Raw genomic sequence first — 19,351 nt, 5'->3', positions numbered from 1 at the left:
GCCCATGTCAAGCGATCTCGACACCGTCCGCGCGTTCTTACAGCAAGGCGGCACGCTGCAGGCGCTGATCGATCTGGATCCGGACGATCTGGATTACGTCTACGCCTACGCCTGCCAGTTGTTCGATGTCGGCGACTATGCCGCGGCCAAGCGCTTTTACTTGATGCTGGCCCGGCTCAGCCACTGGCAGTTCGACTACTGGCTGGCCCTGGGACTGTGCTGCCAGCGGCTGGAAGAGCACGACGAGGCGGTGTTCAGCTTCGGCCAGGCCGGACTGTTGCGGCTGGACGACCCGCGGCCGTCCTACCTCGCCGGCCTCAGCCACCAGCGCAGCGACAGGCCGGAGTTGGCCCTCAAGGCCTTCGACGCCGCCGCCAAATGGTGCGCCGCCAAGCCGGAACACGCCGAGCTGAAAACCGAGATCCTGCATCAGGCAGCCCTTCTTTCGCAGGAAACGCCGCTATGAACCGCATGACGCCTTACCGGATGCCGGGCCGTCCCGGCAGCATGTTCGCGCAGGAACCCCGCAAGCGCAGCCTCGCCTCCCCGCCTCGTCCGCAATCGCCGGCGGCGCGGATCGCGCAGCAGCCGCCGCGGGCGCGCGAGCCGGTGACCCTGCGGCTGGCGGTGGGCCTCCTCAACCGCATTCTCGGCACCTTCGCGCCCAAGGCGGACGGCAAGCCGCTCACCCTGGCCCAGTACGCCGCCCAGCTGTTCGACAGCGGCGAGTTCGACGAAGCCAAATGCTATTACCTGCTGCTGGCCCGGCTCAATCACTGGCAATTCGACTACTGGCTGCGGCTGGGACAGTGCTGCCAGCGCCTGGGCGAGCACGACGAGGCGGTCGCCTGCTTCGGCAAGGCCGGCCTGCTGAAGCTTGAGGATCCGCGCCCGGCCCACCTCGCCCGGCGCAGCCACCGGCTGGCCTCGCAGCAGCGGCAGGCGCCCAACGCGCTGCATGCCGTCGTCGCCTGGTGCGCGTCGCGGCCGGAGCACGCGACGCTGAAAGAGGAAGTCCTGCGACAGGCACGCGTCAATCCACAGGAGTCACTCGCATGAACACCATTCAGCAGCCCATGACCACGGGCGCGCTGGGCGATCTGTCCTTGCCCGGCGATCTATCCGAAACCCGAGAGCGCGAGCGCGGCCGGGTCGGCGCCGGCGCGCTGGGCGCGATGTCGTCTCAGCTCGGCCGCGAAACGCCGCCCTCCCGGCCGCTGGCCGACGTCCACACGCCAACCCGCCCGCGAGAGCCAGTCACCCTGCGGTTGGCCGAAGGCGCGCTGAACCGCATCCTGAGCGCCTTCGGCCCCAAGGTGGACGGCAAGCCGCTCACCTTGGCGCAGATGGAAAACACGCCGATGGAGGCCATGGGCCTGGCCGCGGCGCTGCTGGGCGTCAAATCGCTGGGCGACTCCGCCAACCTGAAATCGATGGCGCTGGAAATCCGCGCCAAGGGCGCGGAAGACCTGCGGCTGCGTCAGAACGAGGACCTGCGCAAACAGATCGACCAATCCATCGAAGATGCGCAAAAGGCGAAAAAAGCCGGCATTTTCGCCGTCATCGTCGACTGGATCGTCGCCGCGGCGGAAGTGATCAGCGGCGTCGCCAAGATCATGGTGGGCGACGTGGCCGGCGGCGCGATGGACCTGGCGGCCGGCTGCGCCGGCCTGGTCAAGGCCATGTGCGAAACGCTGGCCCAGATCGATCCGGACAACGCCGAACGCTACAAGGAAGTGGCGGACATCGCCGGCAAGGTGCAATTGGCGTTCGAGATCGCCGGCATGATGGTGGACGCGGTCAGCGTCGGCCGCGGCATGATGGCCGCCAAATCGATAGGCAAGGCTACCGGCGCCGCGATGGAGAAAGGCTCGGGCGAGGCGCTGCAGGCGGCGGTCAAGCTAGGCGGCGAGGCCGGCGGCAAAGCCGCGGAAAAAGTCGCCGGCGAAATAGGCAAGACCGTGGCCGAACAGATATCGGCCCAGGTGGCCAAGAACCTGACCGAAGGCATGACCCGCTTCTTCGGCCAAGGCCAGCTGCTGCAGGCCTTCAGCAAGCAAGCGATCGAAACCATGGTAACCAAGGCGGCGAAAACCGTGGCCGAACAGGCGATCAAATCCGGCGCGGAAATCACCGCCCAGCAACTGGCCAAGCAAGTGGTCAAGGAAGTGCAGCGCGAAATCATCAAGGCGGTGGTCAAGGCCTGCATGATGAGCGCCGCCAACGTCGGCAAGGCCGTCACCCGCGCCGGCGTGCAAGGCGCCAACGGCGTGCTGCAGGGCGAGATCTCCCGCGAGCGCGCCGAGCTGCAGAAGATCGTTCAGCAGCTGATCGCCGAGAGCGGCTACATGCAGGTGCTGCTCGATGAATTCGAAAAACTGAAAAAACGGGCGCGCGAAGACATCGGCCACCTGCTGGAAGGCGCTGGCAAGGCGCTCAGCGCCGGCTCAGACGCCCAGCTAAAGACCGGCGCGCTGCTCAGCAGCATCGCCGCCAACATCGCCTGATCCGGAAAGGAAACCGACATGACACAAGCCATTACCTCGACCGGCGTCGGGACGGCGCCGTTGCTGAGCGCGGAGACCAGCAACGGCCAAGACTCCATCGCCATGCTGAACGAACTGATGGTCAGCATGGGCCAGCTGTTCGGAAAAATGCGCGACCTGCTGCGCCAGTACAACCAGGTGCAGCAAGCCAATGCCTTCGAAATGCAGAAGACCGCGTTCGATACCCGGATGGAAGCCATTTCCAAAGATTTTGAAGCCAAGAACGACCAGGCCTGGGCCCAAATCGCCGGCGGCGCAGTCGGCATGCTGGGCGGCCTGGCCGGCGCCTACAGCGGCAACGCCGCGCTGTCGCAGCTGGGCCAGGGCGCCGGCGAGGTCATTTCCGGCTCGGTGGGCATCGGCATCGCCAACAGCCTGTCGCAACAGGCGCAGGAACTGCAGGCGCTGTCCGAATTCCAGCACGGCTTGGCCGAACAGCAGTACAAGCGCGCCGATGAAACGCTGGAGAAGGCGCTCCGGGTTTCCGCCGACCTGCGCGACCTGCTCGCCACGCTGACCCAGGCGCACGAGCGCATCGCCAGCAGCGTCCGGATGAACTAAGCGGAGGGGCCGGAACATGAACGACGTCACCCGCTTTCTGCAAGGCATGGGCCTGCAGCCCGTCGACCAGGGCTTTCTCGACAGCGAGTTCATCATGGGCCAATGCGTCCGCACCTCGCAGTTCACCCTGGTTTACCGCCAGGAGAAGGAAAGATTGCTGCTGTGCGACTTCTCTTCCTCCGGCGCAGACGGCCAGGCGGTGGCGGCGCTGCTGGCCCTGCTGCGGCGAGTGGCGCGCGGCGTTCCGGCCCTGCGCCACATCGACGCGATGATCCTGGCGGCCCCCAACGACCCGGAGCTGGACCGCGCCCGCCGCCGGTTGGCCGACCTGATGCTGGCCGAAGGCGCGCGCCCGATCCGGCTGGACGACGAAGTCTGGCTGCGCTACCGCTGCGCCTGAACCCCGCGCCGGAACGCCTTGGTCGCGCCGGCTTTCTTCCCCTTTCCGTCCCGACATCATGAGCCATCACTCCCTGACCGAAATCAGTCACGCCGTCGCCGGCTACAGCCGACGCTTCTTCAACCGCGAACAGGCCCAGTCCGAACTGTGGACCACCGCGCTCAATGACCGCCAGCAACTGGGCCTGGCCGCCAACCCGGAGCGCGGCAGCCTGATGCTGGCGGCGGGCTGCCGCCCCGGCGACGAGTCCGCACAGGAAAAACTGGCCGAGGCGCTGCTGCACCGCACCTTCGACACCCGGCTGGGCGAAGGCCTGGTCGGCGCGCTGCACCCTGAGCTGGGCCACGGTCTGGCCCGGCCGCTCACAGCCCGGGACGAAGCCGGCCGCATCGCCGAACAAGCCGGTTTCCTGCTGGACACGCTGGACGACCTGGCCCAAGGCAAGCCGCCCAAGGCCCCGCCGCTATCGGACCAGCGAGCCGACTACGGCAACCGCCGCCTCGCCCAACAGCAGTTCGCCGCGCTGGCGGAATCCTGCGGCGTGTTCAAGCTGCCCCCCGACAGCCGCCAGTTCAACCTGCTGCTGGCCGACTTGCCCGGCCGCGTGACCCTGCATCCGGACAGCCGACACGTCCAGGTGGATTTCTTTCTCTACGACGGCGCCGGGCTATGCGGCCCGATCCGGCGGGCGGTGGTCCAGTCCGCGCTGCAGATCAACCAGGCCGGCCTGATCGGCCGCCCCTTCTTCGTCGGCCTGGACAACCGCCACTTCCTGGCCGGCGGCAGCCGCGTCGCGCTGGATGGCCTGAGCGACAGCCAATGGCTGGACACCCTGCTCTATCTCAACACCCAATCGCTCAACTGCCGGGAACTGTTCCGCACCCTGGCGCTGGAATACGCCGAGTTCGGCCTCCAGCCGGCGGAACCTGCCGACACTCTACGGAGAGCCTATCTATGACCACGCTGAACCAGATTCAAAGCCATCAACCCGCCGCTTGGCAACCGCCGGTCAACACCGAAACCTCCAGCCTGAAAGACTTGTTCAAGCATCAGGACGGGCGCGCCGCCCTGCAGCAGTGCCGACAATCCTTCCAGCAATATTTCCAACAGGAAGCCAGCAAGCTCGGCAGCGCGATGAGCCCGGACAGCCAGGCACGATTCCAGAAATGTGCGACGGACCGCATGGAACTGATCGTCAAAACCACGCTGGACGACTCGCCGGTCAAAAACGACGTCAAGGCCTTCCAGAAACAGCTTGGCAACGCGGGGACGCTCGCTAGCCAAGCGCTGCAACGACTGGCCGTCAACGCGGAAATGATCAAGCGGCAGGATCTGTTGCCGCCTGTTGATCCACGTCCACAAGTAGTCCCCCGCGCCGCCGGCGGCTACAACCTGATCCGCCCCGCCCCGCAACTGGAAAATCTGGTGCTGCGCGGCGGCGGCACCAAAGGGGTGGGATATCCGGCCGCGCTCGACATCATGAGCACGGGCGGCATGTTCGCCGGGCTGAAGAACATCTCCGGCACCTCGGCCGGCTCGCTGATGGGGTCCTGCCTGGCCGCCGGCATCACCCCAGCGCAATTCGAATATCAATTGTCAGACACCATTTTCCGCCCCAGCGTGACCACGGAACTGACCAAGGTCTATCATGGCCTGGGGCAACAGGTGTTCGACATGCTCCATATGCCCGGCCCGCTCAAGGACGCGCACAAGTATCAAAGTTTCCAGGCGACCAACGAATACCCAGGCCAGCATAACAAGCTCTACGGCGACGCCAAGCTGGGCGGCGGACTGATGACCGGGCTGAGCGCCCTGCATGCGGTGGATAGCGCGACCGCCGCCAGCGTGCGCGACCACCTGAACGCCAACTGGGACAAGCCCGCCTTCCGCGCTCAGCTGGGCCAGTTACCGAAAGATCAGCTCAACCGCCTGCAGGATCTGCGCCAACCCGCGGACTTCTCCCAGAGCCGGGTAGGCAAGATGGTCACCTTCTCCGACCTCAAGACGCTGCACGATCTGGCGCCGGAGAAATTCAAAAACCTGACCGTCACCGGCTGGGACAAGAACAACAAGACCACCGCCTATTTCAACGCCAAGAACTCGCCCGACATGCCTATCGCCGAGGCCGCCCGCATCTCGATGTCGCTGCCCATTCTGTTCAAGAGCATGCAACTCGATCCAGGCGACGGCGCCGGCAAACGCAAGTTCGTCGATGGCGGCTTCGGCAGCAATATGCCGGCGGAGGTCTTCATCCCCGACGCGGCCGGCGAAGTAAAACACGACGCCGAGCCCAACCGCGCCCAGGCAGATGCCCGCGCCCGCACGCTGCTGCTGACTTTCGACGAACAGGGCACAGCCTACAGCATCCTGCACAGCGACTATCAGCAGGGCCAGCCAGACTTCATGGAAAAGATGATGAGCCGATCGGCGCATCAGAGCCACAAGCACGAAGCCAATATCGCCGACAACCACAAGGTGCATAACTCCGGCATCAATTCATTGCCGGTTTTCCACGGAAAGCTGAGCACCGTGAGCATGTCGTTCAGCGACAAAACCCAGCATGAGGCGAGGCTGGGAGCCGCGCTGGAAGCCTTGGAGCAAGTGGATGCCCGGAGCCAGCAAGCTGAGTCGCTGGGCTTCTCCAGCCTGCAGGACATCGCCGACTTCCTCGGCCCCGACGAGAAGAAAGCGCTGCTGGACGCGCCGCCGCCCAAGGGCGACAGCCCCGACCGCAAGCTGTACGAATTGCTGGCGAAGCAGCGAAGCGCCCCCTCGTCCCAGCCTCACGCCTACGCTTGAGCGCTAGAACAGAAACAGCTTGAGCCCCAGGGTGGCGCCGCTGCGATAGGCGCCGCCCAGTTCGCGGCCGGCGCCGCCCTCGCCCAGGGCCAGCATCGCGAAGCCGGACAGCCGCGGCGATAGACGGCGCTCGCCGTACAGCATCCAGCCCTGGCTTCGGTCGTCTTGATTGCGCGTCCACTCCAGCCGCCAGTAGCGCTCCAGCTCCTGCGGATTGCTCTGCGCGCTGGCCCACAGGTAATGGCGGCCTCGCAGCGCGAACGGGTCGGCTTGCAGCGTGGCCGCGCCGTTGTCGCCGTTGAACAGGTATTCGGCCGACCACACCCGGCCGGCGGCGCTGGTGTAGCTGGCGCCGCCCAGCCAGCGCGCCGCCGTCGCCGCGCCGCGCCGCTGGGCGGACGCCTCGCCGTACAGCAGCCAGGCGTCGTCGGGCGTGTACTGGGCGAAAGCGCCGAGAAAAGGCCCCTGGCGCTGGCCGCGCGCCTGGCTGAACACCAGGCTGGCCAGCGCATCGTCGCCCTGCCGGTCCAGCTTGAACAGCAGCGTGTCGCGCTGCCTGGGCTGCGGCAAAGTCCGGGTATCGGACACATAGGCCGAGGTCAGCCGCCAGCCGCCGCCGCTGTGGGTCCAGCGCGCCAGGTCGACGCCTGGCGTGTCGGCCAGCGGATTGGTCCGGCCGCTGTCGAAATAGAAGGGATTGCTGGGAGAACGGAAATTGGCCGGCCCCCAGCTGAATTTCTCGCGGCCGGCCGCCAGTTGCTCGCCGCCGCTGGCCAGGCTGAAATAGCCCTGGTTGAGGCTGGCCTGGCCGTCGCTGCGGCAATCCGCGCCGCCGGGCGGGCAGGCGCGCAGCCAGTTCAGCCTGGGCGCCAGCTCCACGCGCAGCGCGTCGCGCCTGAGCGCCAGGTCCAGCCTAGCCTCGGCGTGGTACTGCTTTTGCGGCAGCGGCGCCGGCGATGTCAGCCGGTAGGCGTCGCCGTATAGCCAAGCCTCCAGGCTGGCGTCGGTCCGCCACGCCTCGCCGCCGTCGCCTTCGGCGGCGTGGACGCCGGCGCACAGCAGCAGCGCGGCCAGACCGGCCGCGCCGCGCTCAGAGATTGTCCACCTGGAATTCGGCATCGGCGAAAGTCTTCACCCGCAGCTCGCCGTACTTCAGCGTGGTGCGGGCGTCGGTCAGCGCGTCGTTGATCTGCATGGCGCTGACGAAGGGAATGCTCTTGCCGCCCACCTTGACCGTATTGTCGTACTGGAAACTTGCCTGCTTGAGCAGCTTGCCGGACAGGCTGTAAAACTGCGCCTGCACCCCGACCATCCGCTTTTCCGACACCCAGTAGACGATGCGGTCGTAGGTGCTCTGCTTGTTGGCCGACTTCAGATCCAGCACGTAGCAAGGCTCGCCGTTCAGCGTCTCCTCGCGCAGCAGCTTGGCCGCGTAGTCCTTGGCGTAATTGGTGGCGGCGATGTCGCCTATCGCCGCCTGGCCGGACAGCCGCAGCCGCGGCGAGATCGCCACCGGCTTCTTCAGCCCGGGTTTGCTCAGCCACATATTGCGGTCCACCTGCAGCATCTTGGAGCCCTTATTGCTCAAGGGCTCGCGCACCTCGGCCAGGCTGGCGGTCTTGTTGGCCCGCACCTCGAGCCGCATCGGCTGCAGATCTTCGCTGGCGCTGCCGCTGTTGGCCAGCCGCACTTCCCAGGCCAAGCCGGGCAGATCGCCGCCGCGCGCCTGGTCTGACTGGCGCAGCAGCGCCTGCGCGTCCGGCGCCGCCATGGCCGCCGGCGCGGCGATCAGGCCGGCCAGCAACAGGCCGGCCGCCATCGTCGTCGTTTTCATGCGTTTCCCTTTCTCAGCTGTGCGCCAGCGACAGCGTGATCTGCTGGCCCGACGCCTTGCGCGCCGGCAGCCAGGCGGCGGCGATGCTCAGCGTGCCCAGCAGCAGCATCGCGAACACGGTGCGCGCCGGATCGAAATCGATGTACAGCGGCACGCTGATGCTGTTGCCCGGCGGCACGTACTGGATGTTGGCGCCGTTGACCGCGTGGCTAGTCAGCCAGAACAGCAGCAGCCCCAGCAGGCAGCCCAGCGCCACCTGCAGGCAGGCCTCGGCGATGAACAGGCCCACCACGCGCACGCGTCGATAACCCATCGCCCTGAGCGTGCCGATCTCGCGGGTGCGCTCCAGCACGCTCATGCTCATCGCGTTGGCGATGCTCAACACCACAATGGCCAGCACGATGCCCAACAGCAGCGTGAAGATCAGGTCGTACATGTTCTTCACCTGCTTGTAGTAGAGCGACATGTCCTGCCAGGTGCGCACCTCCAGATCCAGCCCGGCGGCGCGGAAATCCGCCTGCAGTTGATCGCGCAGCGCGTCGGTGGCCGCCTCGTCCGGCGCCGGCGTGGTCAGCATCGCCAGCATGCCCTTGTCCAGCTGGCCGCCGGCCTTGGCCGGCGTGTTGATCAATACCGTCAGCCACTCGGCCTGCTCCCCGACGTCCTTCAGCGAGCGGGTCAGCTGCAGCGGCGCCAGCAGGAACTTGTCGTTGGTGGCGGTGTTGCCGGTATTGATCACGTCGTTGACTTCGACGTCGGCGGCGTTGGCCTGGCCGTGGATGGTGCCCACCAGCAGCGAGGCCTCGCCGCCGCGCTTCAGCCCCAGCACCGCGGCCAGCGCCTCTCCGACCGACACGCCGTTGGGCTTGTCGGCGACGATGTTGCGGTGCACGCCGCTGAGCGGGCCCAGTATCAGCTGCAGCGCGGACGGGTCTATGCCTTCGGCGATGAAGATGGTGCTGTTGCGGCCGTTGGAGATCATGCCGTCCAGCCCCATCCGCGGCAGCACGTGGCCCTGCGGCAGGCGCTGGCGGACGATGGCGTCCACCTTGGCGATCTCGGCCGGCGTCAGCAGGTAGCGCGCCGGATGCAGCTTGCCCTCGGTGCGCCAGCCGCGTTTGTTGACCGTCAGGTGGCCGATCATCTCGCCGTGGATGGAGAGGTTGGCCAGGCCGGTGTAGATGGTCTGGGTGTAGCCGGCGAACAGCGCCAGCGCGGCGATGCCGAAGGCGATGGACAGCAGGGTGACCAGGCTGCGGCGACGGTTGCGCAGCAGATTGCGCCACGCCATCACGATGGGATTCATGTCAGGCTCTCCGCGTTGAGTTTCAGCATGCTTTCCTCATACGAGGCTTCGGCGATCTCGCCGTCGCGCAGCGCAAGGTGGCGCGACACCCGCGCCAGCAACCTGGGATCGTGGGTGGACAGCACGAAGGTGACGCCGGTCTTGTGGTTCAGCGCCTGCATCAGGTCGATCACTTCGCGGCTGGTGTGGGAGTCCAGATTGGCGGTCGGCTCGTCGGCGATCACCAGCGAAGGCTCGGTCACCATCGCCCGCGCGATCGCCACCCGCTGGCGCTGGCCGCCGCTGAGCTTCTCCGGCGGATGATCGGCGAAGGCCGCCAGGCCTACCTTCTGCAGCCAGGCCAACGCCCGCGCCCTGGCCTCGGCTTTCGGCGCGCGCTGGCAATGCAACGGCAACATCACATTCTCCAGCGCCGACAGCACCGGAATCAGGTTGAAGTTCTGGAACACGAAGCCGATCTCGCGGCTGCGGTAGTCGGACAGGGCGTTGTCGTCCAGTCCCGCCACGTCCTCGCCGCGGAACAGCATCCGGCCGTAGCTGGGGCTGTCTATCAGCCCCAGCAGGTTGAGCAGGGTGGACTTGCCGGAGCCGGACGGCCCCCAGATCGCCAGGAAATCGCCCGGCATCACCGCCAGCGTCGCGTGGCGCAGGGCTTCGATCCGGGTTTCGCCCAACAAGAATGTGCGGCCGACATCCTGCAACTCGACAATGGCCCCGGAGGCCAATGGCTTGACTGCTGTGTTCATGAAACGCTCGCTTGTTTTCGAAAAGGAAAGGCGGCACGGATGATTTAAAATGAATATATCATTTAATAAATAAGCCATCCATGACATTAAACTCAACAGGCCGCGGGGCCTGCCAACTGGGTGATCAACCAGGAATAGTCCCGCAACTTGTCCGCCTGCGGCAGCGACTCAAGCAGCTGGCACAGTGCCGGGGCCAGACGGGGCTTCAATCCGCTGCGCTCGGCATGCTCCCATTCCCAGCGCAAGTCCTTTTCCAGATTCCCCAGCGAGAAACGCGGCGCGTGGTCGCCATCCAGATAGCGCTGCCCCAGCCGCCGGTACAAGGGCGAGGCCAGCCCGCTGCCGTCCAATGCGTCCAGGAAGCTGTCCACCGCCAGGCCGCGCGCGCGCAGCAAGGCGACGGCCTCTCCCAGCCCGCCGGCCATCGCCCCCACCAGCAAGTTCAGAGCCAGCTTGGCGGTATTGCCCGCGCCCAGCCCGCCCAGATGGTGAACCCCGCGCCCCAGCGCCCACAGCAGCGGGCTCGCCCACTCGACGTCCGATTCCTCGCCGCCGACCAGGAAATGCAGGGTGCCGTGGCTGGCGTCGTGCACGCTTCCCGTCATCGGTGCCTCCACCAACGGCCAGCCGCGGCTGGCCGACTCCGCGCCCAAATCAGCCAGCCGATCCGGCCGGTGGGTGCCCAGATCAACCAGCCGGCGGCCGAGCGCCGGCGCGCTGGCGATGCCGCCGTCGCTGAACAACAGCCCGCGCAGGGCTTCGCTGTCTGTGACCACCGTCGCCACCCAGTCGGCGCCGCTCGCCGCCTCCGCCGGTGTCCGGTAGGCGCTGGCGCCGACCGCCTCCAGCGGCCGGGTCCGCTCCAGACTGCGGTTATATACCCGCAGCGTCCAGCCCTGCGCCAGCATTCTCAATCCCAGCGCCGTCCCCATCGCGCCGCAGCCTATCAGCGCCAGCCGCTTGCCCACGTCCCGCCTGCTCATGCCATCTCCTCCGCCACGCAGACCAGCGCCTTGAAACGCTCGCGCCGGTACAGCGCGGCGAAATAATCCGGCACCTCGTCCAAGCGCAATCTGTCGGAAAACATCAGATCCAGCGCCGGCGCGCAGACGGCCATCGCCGCCTCCACCTCGCCGCGCAGGCCGATCGGATCGCCGATCACGAACTGCAGCGAAATCTCTCGCTGCATCAGCGCGCCCCAGTCCAGCTCGAAACGGCCGGCCTGCGATCCCGCGCCGACCAGCCGCCCCCGCGGCCGCAATGCGGCCAGCGCGGTCTTCAGGCCGCTCTCGCCGCCCACCGCGTCCACCGCGGCGTCGAAAGCGCCGGCCAAACCCGGCGCCGCGTCCGACAGCGGTTGCCCGGCCGCGATCTCGGCCACCGCCAGCCCCCCACGGCGCGCGCGCGCCGCGCGGGCGGGATTGACTTCCAACAGCAGAACCTCCACGCCGCGTCGCGCCGCCAGCCAAGCGGTCAACACGCCCACCGGGCCAGCTCCGATCACCGCCAGACGCTCGCCCGGCGCCAAGACCAAGCGCTGCAGCGCGCCCAGCGCGGTCGGCAGCGCATCGCCGGACAGCAGCCCGAAACGCGGGTCCGCGCCATCGGCCAGCGGCGTCAGCGCGACATCCGCCCGCGGCACCCGCACATATTCGGCCAGGCCGCCGTCCAGCCGCGGCTGCAAGCCGGAAAAGCCGAACAACCGCCGCTCGCCGCACTGGGCGTGCCGCCCGGCCGCGCACGGCGCGCACGCGCCGCAAGCGACGAAATCGGCGCAGGCCGCGCGCTGTCCAGGCCGCAAAAGCTTCACCGCAGGCCCCACCGCCGCCACCTCGCCAACGAACTCGTGCCCGATCACCGTGCCCGGCTCGAAACCCGGCACCGCGCCGCGGTAGATGTGCAGATCGGTGCCGCAGGTGGACGCGTGGGTGACCCTGAGCAGCGCGTCGTCCGGCTCCCGCAACGCCGGACGCGGCAACATCGCCAGCCGCAGCCGCTGCAGCCCTTCCCATACCACCGCCCGCATCGTGTTCATGTCAGCTCCATCGCAAACCGGTAAGCCGCTTCCAGCGCCGCGGCCAGATTGACGCCGGAGAGGCCGCCATCCGCCGCCCCCAGCACGGTGCAGGGAATGCCGGCCCGCCTCAGCGCATCCTCCGGACCCAGACGCGGCGCCTGGCCGGCGGCGATCACCACGCTGCGCGCCGGCAGGCTGCGCGCCGGGCCGCCGCGCTCGCGCACGATCACCGCGTCGCCGGTGATCTCGACAAGCTCGGTCCGGCCCAACAGCCGCACGCCATCTCGGCGCAGCGCGTCCATCAGTATCCAGCGCGTGGTGCGGCCGACGCGGTGGGCAAACTTGCGGCCGGAGCGCTGCAGCAGCGTGATCGCCGGCGCCTCGTCGTCCGCGCCGCCGTCCAGGTACGGCGCCAGCGCCTCCGCCGGCAGACGCCGCGCGAGGTAGGCGCGCGCGCCACGGGTCAACTCGCCGCGTTTGGCCGCCAGGTATTTCGCCAGATCGCAGGCGATGCCCCCGCCGCCGATCACCACCACCGGAAACGCCACCGGGCACCCCTGCTCCAGCACCTCGGCGTAGTCCCGCACATGCGGCAGCTCCAGCCCCGGCACGCCTTCCGGTCGGCGCGGCGCGGCGCCCTGCGCCAACACCACGTGGTCCCAGCGCGCGGCGTCGACCGCGCGCTCGTCGAAACGGCAGCCCAGCCGCACCGCCACGCCGGCGCGCAGCAGCTCGCCGCGGTAATGGCGGATAGTGGCGGCGAACTCCTCTTTTTGCGGAATGCGCGCGGCCAGCCGCAGCTGGCCGCCCAGCTCGTCCCCAGCCTCGAACAGCGTCACCCGCGCGCCGCGCCGGGCCAGAAACAAGGCCGCTCCCATGCCGCTGATGCCGCCGCCGGCCACCGCCACCTCCAGCGACCTCGGCAAGGGCGGATAGCGCCCTTCGACCGACAGCCCGCAATCCGGATTGACGCTGCAGCTGACCGGCTGGCCGGTCAGCACATGGTCCAGGCAACGTTGATTACAGGCGATGCAGGCGTTGATCGCGTCGAAGCGGTTGGCCCGCGCCTTGTTCGCCAATGCCGGGTCGGCCAGAAAGGGCCGCGCCATCGCGATCATGTCGGCGCAACCGTCCAACAGCAGCGCCTCGCCGTCGCGCGGGTCGTTGACGCGGTTGCTGACCGCCAGCTTCAGTTGCGGATAGCGCCGCCGCGCCAGCCGGGCGGCGTCGGCGAAAGCCGCGCGCGGCACCGCCATCGCGATCGTCGGCACCTCGGATTCGTGCCAGCCTATGCTGACGTTGAGCAGGTCGATGCCATAGGGCAGCAGCTTGCCGATCAGCCCCATCGACTCCTCGGCGTCCAGCCCGTCCGGCAGCAGATCCATGCAGGGCAGACGGAAGATCAGCGGGAAATCCGGACCCACGCGGCGGCGCACCGCGGCGGCGATCTCCACCGCCAGCCGCGCGCGGTTGTCGAAGCCGCCGCCCCAGCGGTCGGTGCGCTTGTTGCAGGCCGGGGCCAGGAACTGGTGCACCAGAAAACCCTGGCCGAACAGCAGCTCGATCGCGTCGTAGCCGGCGGCGACGGCGCGGGCCGCGCAATCGGCGTGGGCGGCGATGGTCGCCTGGATCTCGGCCTCGCCAAGCGGCCTGGGCGTGAACACGCTGGACGGCAGCCGCTCAGCCGACGACGACACCATGCCGCCGTGAAAGGCCTCGCGGCCGAAATGCAGAATCTGCAGCGCGATGCGGCCGCCGGCCTCATGCACCGCGCCGGTGATCATCCTGTGCGGCTCTATTTCGTCGTCGCGGCACAGCGCGAAGCCGCCCTGGGTGGTCTTGCCCGCCTCGTCCGGCGCGCAGCCGGCGCTGACGATCAGCCCGACGCCCTCCCGCGCGCGCAGCGCGTAGAACGCCGCCATTCTTTGCCAGGCGTCGCCGCACTCGTCCAGGTTCAGGTGCATCGAGCTCATCAGCAGCCGGTTGGGCAGCCGCAGCGTATTCAGCCGGATCGGCGAGAACAGCCGGCCGAGCAAGGGCCGGGCTTCAGGCACACAGCCCTCCGTCGACGACCAGCACGTGGCCGGTGATGTAGCTGGCCGCGCTCGAGCACAGGAAGCCGACGGTCTGCGCCACCTCCTCCGGCCTGCCGAAGCGCGCCAGCGGAATCTGCTTGGCGCGCGCCTCTTCCAGCATGGCCGCGCCTTTGTCCGACGCTTTCATCTCCGCCAGCATGTCAGTGTCGATGAAGCCCGGCGCCACCGCGTTGACGCGTATGCCGTAGCGGCCGACCTCGCGCGCCAGGCCGCGGGTCAGCGCCAGCAAGCCGGCCTTGGCCGCCGCGTAATTTGCCTGGCCGACCTGGGCCCGCATGCCGCCGACCGAGGCGATGTTGACGATCTGCCCGCTCTTGCGGCTCATCATCGTCTGCAACGCGGCGCGCGCGCAGTGGAAGCTGCCGTCCAGATTGCTGCCCAGCACTGTCCTCCAGTCGTCGGCCGGCATCATCGCCAGCAGGCCGTCGCGGACGATGCCGGCGTTGTTGACCAGGGTCTGCACCCAGAAGCCGCGCTGGCGGATGTCGGCGAACATCGCCGCCACCGCCTCGCGATCGGACACGTCCGCTCGCAACGGATAGGCTTCGCCGCCGGCGGCCCGGATCGCCGCGCAGGCGTCCTCGGCAGCCGCCTCGTCGCTGCGGTAGTTGACGAAGACCGGCAGCTTGCGGCCGGCCAGCTCCTGCGCGATCGCGCGGCCTATGCCCCGCCCCGCGCCGGTGACCAGCGCCGCCTTTCGCGCCGCGAGCGGCAATGCGTTCTGACTCATGGGTTTCTCCAAATCCGCCGCTGCGTCGCCAGACGGGGCGGCAAAGGGACGACGGACGCAGCCCGCGCTCATCGGCGCAGCTCCAGCGCGCAGAAAGCGCCGGCGGCGTCGTTGCCCAGCGCCAGCGCGGCGGCCGCCGCCGGCAAAACCCCGCCCGCGGCGGCCCGAGCCAGCGCCGGATCGGCGTCCGCCGCCACGTCCGGCGTGGCCGGCGCGCGCCGGCTTGCCAGCGAAGCGGCGGCCAAGGCCACCTGCAGCGCGCCGCTCCAGCTCTCGCCCTCCCCCGCCAGCGCCCGCGCGGCCAGCAGCTTGCACGGCTGCCCGGCGCGCTCCGCCAGCCAGCGGCGCAAGGCCCGCGTCTCCAGCCTTTCGTGATCGCGGCCCGCCCCGCCGGCCCCCGGCAGCAGCAGGTCCGGCTCGGCGTCGGCCGCGCGGCGCCAGCCGTCCAGCAGCGATTGGACCGCGTCGCCCCGGCCCAGCCGGCCGGCATGCCAGCCTCCCAGCCTGGCGTAGACGCGCGCGCCGCGCGCCTCCGCGAGCTCCGCGTCTTCCAACACCAGCATGCACGCGCCCTCGGACGGGATCAGGCCGCCGCCCTTGTCGCCGAAGAAGGCCGGCCTGCCGGCCAGCGCTGCGTCGCCGTAATAATCGCGGCAGAAGCGCAAGGCGAAGCGCGACAGCGCCTCCACGCCGCCCGCCAGCGCGACCTTGGCTCGCCCTGAGCGGATCAGGCCGGCGGCGCGCGCCACCGCCTGCAGCGAAGCCAGCGGCCCCGAAGCCAGCACCGAGCTGGGGCCGCGCAGGCCGAAGCGGATCGCCATCTGGCCGCAGGCGATGTTGCGCGCCACCAGCGGAAACTCGGCCGGATTGATCCGTTCCGGCCGCCCCTGCAGCAGCGGCAGCGAAAACTTGTGCACCGAGGTCTGCTCGGAGCGCGCGGTGCCCAGCAGCGTCGCGCAGTCTTCCGGCGCCTCGCCATCGCCGTAGCCCGCGTCCTCCAGCGCCGATCCGGCGGCGAAGCTGGCCAGCATCATCGGCTTGTCCATCAGCCGCAGCGCGCGCTCGTTGAAATAACGGGTGCGGGGATAATCGCCGACGCTGGCGATCAGGGACTCGGCGTGCGGCGGCGACGCCGCCTCCGGCCAGGCGGAAAACACGAAGCGGCCGTCGAGCATGCCATCCAGTCCCACGCCGTGCGGACCGACCGCGCCGATGCCGGTAATCGCCACTTCACGCATGTTCATCCTCCCGGTAATGGCCGAATACGATGCAGGAGCAGGCGCCGCCGAAGCCGAACGATTGCGACAGCGCGCGCCGCAGCGCAGCCGGCCTGGCCTCGGCCCCGACCAGGCGGCTGCGCAGCTCCGCCTCGTCGCCTCGGGTGTGCAGCGTCGGCGGGATCAGGCCGTTTTCCAGCGCCAATACCGTCGCCGCCGCCTCCAGCGCGCCGGCCGCGCCCATGCAATGGCCGATCGAGGCCTTGTTGGAGCTGAGGTGAAGCCGTTCGGCGGCGTCGCCGAACACCCGGTTGATCGCGCGGATCTCGGACGCGTCGTTGTGGCGGGTGCCGGTGCCGTGGCAATTGATGTAGTCGATGTCCGCCGGCCCGAGGCCGGCGTCGTCCAGCGCGCGGCGTATCGCCAGCGCCTCGCCGGCGCCGTCTTCCGAGGTGGCGGTCAGGTGGTGGCCGGTATTGGACAGGCCGTAGCCCAGAATCTCTGCGTGGATGCGCGCGCCGCGCGCGCGGGCCGACTCCAGCGTTTCCAGATGGAACAGGCCGGCGCCCTCGCCGATGAAGAAGCCGTCGCGCTCGCTGTCGAACGGCCTGGGCTCGCCCGCGGTGATCGAATACAGGCCGTTGAAGGCCGCGTGTATCATCTCCGCCAGCACGTCGCCGCCGCCGGACAGGCAGCGGTCGCACTCGCCGCCGCGTATCAGGTCGAAGGCGTAGCCCAGCGCGTCAGTGGTGGATGAGCAGGCGGTGGACACCAGCGACGACGGTCCGGTCAGATTGTGCCGCCGCGCCAGGAAATCCAGCTGGTAATGGGCCGGTATCGTCTCCGCCGCCACCGGCGACGGCCGCCCCGCTTCGTAGGCCGCGCCGTACTCGCGCATATTGCGCATGCCGGCGCACAACGTGCCCAGCACGCAGCCGACGCGCTCGGCGTCATCGAATACCGGCCCCAGGCCGGCGTCCGCCAGCGCCTCGTCGGCGGCTAGCGCCAAGAAGTAGGCGCTGTCCTCGCCCGGGCCGCCGCAGCGCGCGCGCGCGCCGGCGTCCGCCAGCAACTCGGCCGGCGCCTCGCCGCCCTGCGCGCTGCGGTAAACCGAGGCGTCGAAACCGCGTATCGGCCGCCTCGCGCTCTCGCCCCCAGCCAGCGCCTGCCAGAAGCGCTGCAAGCCCGCGCCGTAAGGCGACACCACGCCGATGCCGGTGATCACCACTCTGCGCTCATCCATGCCTTCTCCCTCCCGCCGCGCTAACGCCGCGCGCCGGCTATCGTCAGTTCCACGGTCAACACCTTGTCTCCGCCCGCCCGGCCCAGCCCGCTCACCGCGTACATCCCGCTGCCCGGCGTCGGCCTTACCTCCAGCGCGTAGTCCACCCGCTCGCCCGGCCGGACGAAGCGATGGAAATAGGACTTGCGCACCGCCGCCAGCACGCCCAGCGTCTGCGGCGTCCAGTCCTCCGCGCCGCAGCGTATCGCCACGCCGGCCAGCTGCGCGGCCGCTTCCAGCAGATAAATGCCTGGCACGATGGGATCGCCCGGAAAGTGCCCGCGCAGGTGGGGATGGTCGGCGCGCCAGCTGGCGCCGCCGCTGGCCTTCCAGCCATCCACTTCGGCGTCGCTGAGGAAGAAGGCGTCGCCGGCGTGAGGCAACAAACTTGCCAGCTCCGCCATGGACAGCCGCCGGACGGCCATGGCTACAGATCCTCCTCGGCGTCGAAGGCCGTCACCGTCTCCAGATCCAGCGCCACGAAACGGCGCACCGCCTCGTCGCCGAAGGCGTCCAGCACGTAGCGCGCCAGCGTGCGTATGCTGTTGACCACCTTGGGGTTGAAGTTCTCCGGGATCACCGCGTCCAGCAGTTCGTGCAGCGTGGCGATGGCGTCGAAGGCCTCGATGGAATCCAGGCCGATCTGCTGGATCAGGTCGGCGTCGGCCGGCAGCGGCTGGTCCTCGTCCAGCTTCAGCAAGCGGACCAGAAAAGCGCGCAACTTGTCTTCCAGGGCGGATTCAAGCTCGATGGTGGCGTCGTTCATGGCGGTCTCCTCTTTCAGGAAATCAGGCGGCATGGCCGCGTATCGCATGGAAAAAACCTGGGTAGCGGTCGTTGACCTCGCCGAAGCCGTGCTGGCGATACCAGCCTCTGACTTCGGGCCGGCCGTGGCGGAACTGGTGCGGCGGCATCACGTTGTCGAAGGACAGGAACACCGAACTGCGGTACAGCTCGCCCAGCGACGGCCGATCCGGGTAGATGGGGAAGCGGTCCCTGTTCACCCGGTACTGCGCCTTGAGGAAGCGCAACACCCATGGGAAGAACGCGGCAATGTAGGCGTGGCACAGCGCGATCGTCAGCCAATGCGGCAACCGGTGGCCCAGCTTGAGGAAATGGTTGTCGCGTTGCCGGTACAGGCCGGCCCAGAAGCTGTCTTCCTCCGGCAGCGGATACAACCAGGTCATGAAGTCGCCTCCCGGCGCCACCAGCGCGCCGATCGCGCGGAAAGCGCGCAGCGTGTCCGGCGTGTGGTGCAGCACGCCTATGCTCATCGCGAACTGCAGGCTGCGCTCGGCGAACGGCGGATACCAGACATTGGCCTGGACGAAGTGTAGATTGGGCAGGTCGCGATTTTCCCAGGCGGCGCGGGCGATGGCGTTGGATTGGTCTATCGCCACCACCTGGTGCTGCGGAAAATGGCGCGCCAGCTCCCGCGCCTTCTCGCCGCTGCCGCAGCCGGCGTCCAGCAGCCAGGCGCCTTCGGCCTTGGCGGACAGGCCGAGCGTGAACTCGCCGACGAACCAGTCCATGAACTTGCCTATCTCGTAGCCGTACACCACCGCGCGGCGCTCGGCGCGGCCGCGCTGGCGCTTGTCCCACTGGTAGGTGAAGCCGCTGCGCGTCTTGTCCACCAGGCCATCCTGCAGCACCAGCCGCGGCACGCCCTGCACCACGGGAAAATGGCGGCGGCAACCGGTGCAGGACAGCTCGCCCTCCTCGATCGCCTCTTCTCCCCCCGCTTCGCCCTCCGCCCGCAGCGCGCCGCGGCAGTGGGGACAGCGGAGTATGGCCAGCAATTCGCGTTTCATCGTTGT

General features: G+C 68.7%; 20 protein-coding genes. 7 read left to right on the top strand and 13 right to left on the bottom strand.

What is annotated here, in order from left to right:
* Positions 1–4: 4 nt before the first annotated feature.
* Genes DK842_RS11935 through DK842_RS11910 form a run of 7 tightly spaced genes read left to right on the top strand, consistent with a single transcriptional unit; the run spans position 5 to position 6,306 of the window.
* Positions 5–466, top strand: coding sequence for a SycD/LcrH family type III secretion system chaperone (locus DK842_RS11935; RefSeq protein WP_114061645.1), 462 nt, complete (start codon positions 5–7; stop codon positions 464–466).
* The gene (locus tag DK842_RS11930) at positions 463–1,059 is read left to right on the top strand and encodes a hypothetical protein (RefSeq protein WP_114061644.1); all 597 of its coding nucleotides are present in this window, start codon (positions 463–465) and stop codon (positions 1,057–1,059) included. The genes DK842_RS11935 and DK842_RS11930 overlap by 4 nt, the downstream gene beginning before the upstream one ends.
* Complete coding sequence (sctE, locus tag DK842_RS11925; RefSeq protein ID WP_198414528.1) at positions 1,056–2,507, top strand: type III secretion system translocon subunit SctE; 1,452 nt, start codon at positions 1,056–1,058, stop codon at positions 2,505–2,507. The genes DK842_RS11930 and sctE overlap by 4 nt, the downstream gene beginning before the upstream one ends.
* 18 nt (positions 2,508–2,525) lie before the next feature.
* The gene (sseD, locus tag DK842_RS11920) at positions 2,526–3,107 is read left to right on the top strand and encodes a type III secretion system translocon protein SseD (RefSeq protein ID WP_114061643.1); all 582 of its coding nucleotides are present in this window, start codon (positions 2,526–2,528) and stop codon (positions 3,105–3,107) included.
* A 16-nt stretch (positions 3,108–3,123) separates the two neighbouring features.
* Entirely contained in the window at positions 3,124–3,507 is a 384-nt protein-coding gene (gene sseE, locus DK842_RS11915; RefSeq protein WP_114061642.1) for a type III secretion system effector protein SseE, read from the top strand.
* Between the two features lie 58 nt (positions 3,508–3,565).
* A complete protein-coding gene (locus DK842_RS23440; protein ID WP_168194877.1) occupies positions 3,566–4,465 on the top strand; it encodes a hypothetical protein in 900 nt (299 codons plus the stop codon).
* Positions 4,462–6,306 carry a patatin-like phospholipase family protein gene (locus DK842_RS11910; RefSeq protein WP_168191892.1) on the top strand — a complete coding sequence of 615 codons (1,845 nt, stop codon included), beginning with the start codon at positions 4,462–4,464 and terminating at the stop codon, positions 6,304–6,306. The genes DK842_RS23440 and DK842_RS11910 overlap by 4 nt, the downstream gene beginning before the upstream one ends.
* Positions 6,307–6,309: 3 nt before the next feature.
* Here DK842_RS11910 and DK842_RS11905 read toward each other — a convergent pair whose 3' ends face one another.
* The 13 genes from DK842_RS11905 to DK842_RS11845 form a co-directional block, all read right to left on the bottom strand.
* A complete protein-coding gene (locus DK842_RS11905; protein ID WP_114061640.1) occupies positions 6,310–7,425 on the bottom strand; it encodes a hypothetical protein in 1,116 nt (371 codons plus the stop codon).
* Positions 7,397–8,140, bottom strand: coding sequence for an outer membrane lipoprotein-sorting protein (locus tag DK842_RS11900; RefSeq protein WP_232538467.1), 744 nt, complete (start codon positions 8,138–8,140; stop codon positions 7,397–7,399). The genes DK842_RS11905 and DK842_RS11900 overlap by 29 nt, the downstream gene beginning before the upstream one ends.
* Positions 8,141–8,153: 13 nt before the next feature.
* Positions 8,154–9,446, bottom strand: coding sequence for an ABC transporter permease (locus DK842_RS11895; RefSeq protein WP_114061638.1), 1,293 nt, complete (start codon positions 9,444–9,446; stop codon positions 8,154–8,156).
* Entirely contained in the window at positions 9,443–10,192 is a 750-nt protein-coding gene (locus tag DK842_RS11890) for an ABC transporter ATP-binding protein (protein ID WP_114061637.1), read from the bottom strand. Before DK842_RS11890 ends, DK842_RS11895 begins: the two co-directional genes overlap by 4 nt.
* A gap of 92 nt (positions 10,193–10,284) precedes the next feature.
* Positions 10,285–11,175, bottom strand: a complete 891-nt coding sequence (locus DK842_RS11885) for an NAD(P)-dependent oxidoreductase (protein WP_114061636.1) — start codon at positions 11,173–11,175, stop codon at positions 10,285–10,287.
* On the bottom strand, positions 11,172–12,227 hold the full coding sequence (locus DK842_RS11880; RefSeq protein ID WP_114061635.1) for an alcohol dehydrogenase catalytic domain-containing protein: 1,056 nt from the start codon (positions 12,225–12,227) through the stop codon (positions 11,172–11,174). The genes DK842_RS11885 and DK842_RS11880 overlap by 4 nt, the downstream gene beginning before the upstream one ends.
* Complete coding sequence (locus DK842_RS11875; RefSeq protein ID WP_114061634.1) at positions 12,224–14,263, bottom strand: FAD-dependent oxidoreductase; 2,040 nt, start codon at positions 14,261–14,263, stop codon at positions 12,224–12,226. Before DK842_RS11875 ends, DK842_RS11880 begins: the two co-directional genes overlap by 4 nt.
* Positions 14,256–15,035: a 3-oxoacyl-ACP reductase FabG gene (fabG, locus tag DK842_RS11870; RefSeq protein ID WP_114061633.1), complete on the bottom strand. Its 780-nt coding sequence runs from the start codon at positions 15,033–15,035 to the stop codon at positions 14,256–14,258. The genes DK842_RS11875 and fabG overlap by 8 nt, the downstream gene beginning before the upstream one ends.
* Before the next feature lie 68 nt (positions 15,036–15,103).
* Entirely contained in the window at positions 15,104–16,273 is a 1,170-nt protein-coding gene (locus DK842_RS11865) for a beta-ketoacyl synthase N-terminal-like domain-containing protein (protein ID WP_168191891.1), read from the bottom strand.
* Positions 16,266–17,495 (bottom strand): beta-ketoacyl-[acyl-carrier-protein] synthase family protein, encoded by a 1,230-nt coding sequence (locus tag DK842_RS11860; protein ID WP_114061631.1) that lies wholly within the window; start codon positions 17,493–17,495, stop codon positions 16,266–16,268. Before DK842_RS11860 ends, DK842_RS11865 begins: the two co-directional genes overlap by 8 nt.
* 20 nt (positions 17,496–17,515) lie before the next feature.
* Positions 17,516–17,959 (bottom strand): 3-hydroxyacyl-ACP dehydratase FabZ family protein, encoded by a 444-nt coding sequence (locus tag DK842_RS11855; RefSeq protein WP_114061630.1) that lies wholly within the window; start codon positions 17,957–17,959, stop codon positions 17,516–17,518.
* A 2-nt stretch (positions 17,960–17,961) separates the two neighbouring features.
* A complete protein-coding gene (locus DK842_RS11850; RefSeq protein WP_168194876.1) occupies positions 17,962–18,300 on the bottom strand; it encodes a phosphopantetheine-binding protein in 339 nt (112 codons plus the stop codon).
* Between the two features lie 22 nt (positions 18,301–18,322).
* A complete protein-coding gene (locus DK842_RS11845; RefSeq protein WP_114061628.1) occupies positions 18,323–19,345 on the bottom strand; it encodes a methyltransferase domain-containing protein in 1,023 nt (340 codons plus the stop codon).
* Positions 19,346–19,351 lie beyond the last annotated feature (6 nt).

Origin of the sequence: Chromobacterium phragmitis (genome assembly GCF_003325475.1) — a bacterium.
GTDB classification, from domain to species: domain Bacteria; phylum Pseudomonadota; class Gammaproteobacteria; order Burkholderiales; family Chromobacteriaceae; genus Chromobacterium; species Chromobacterium phragmitis.
This window is presented reverse-complemented; position numbering and strand designations above follow the sequence as displayed.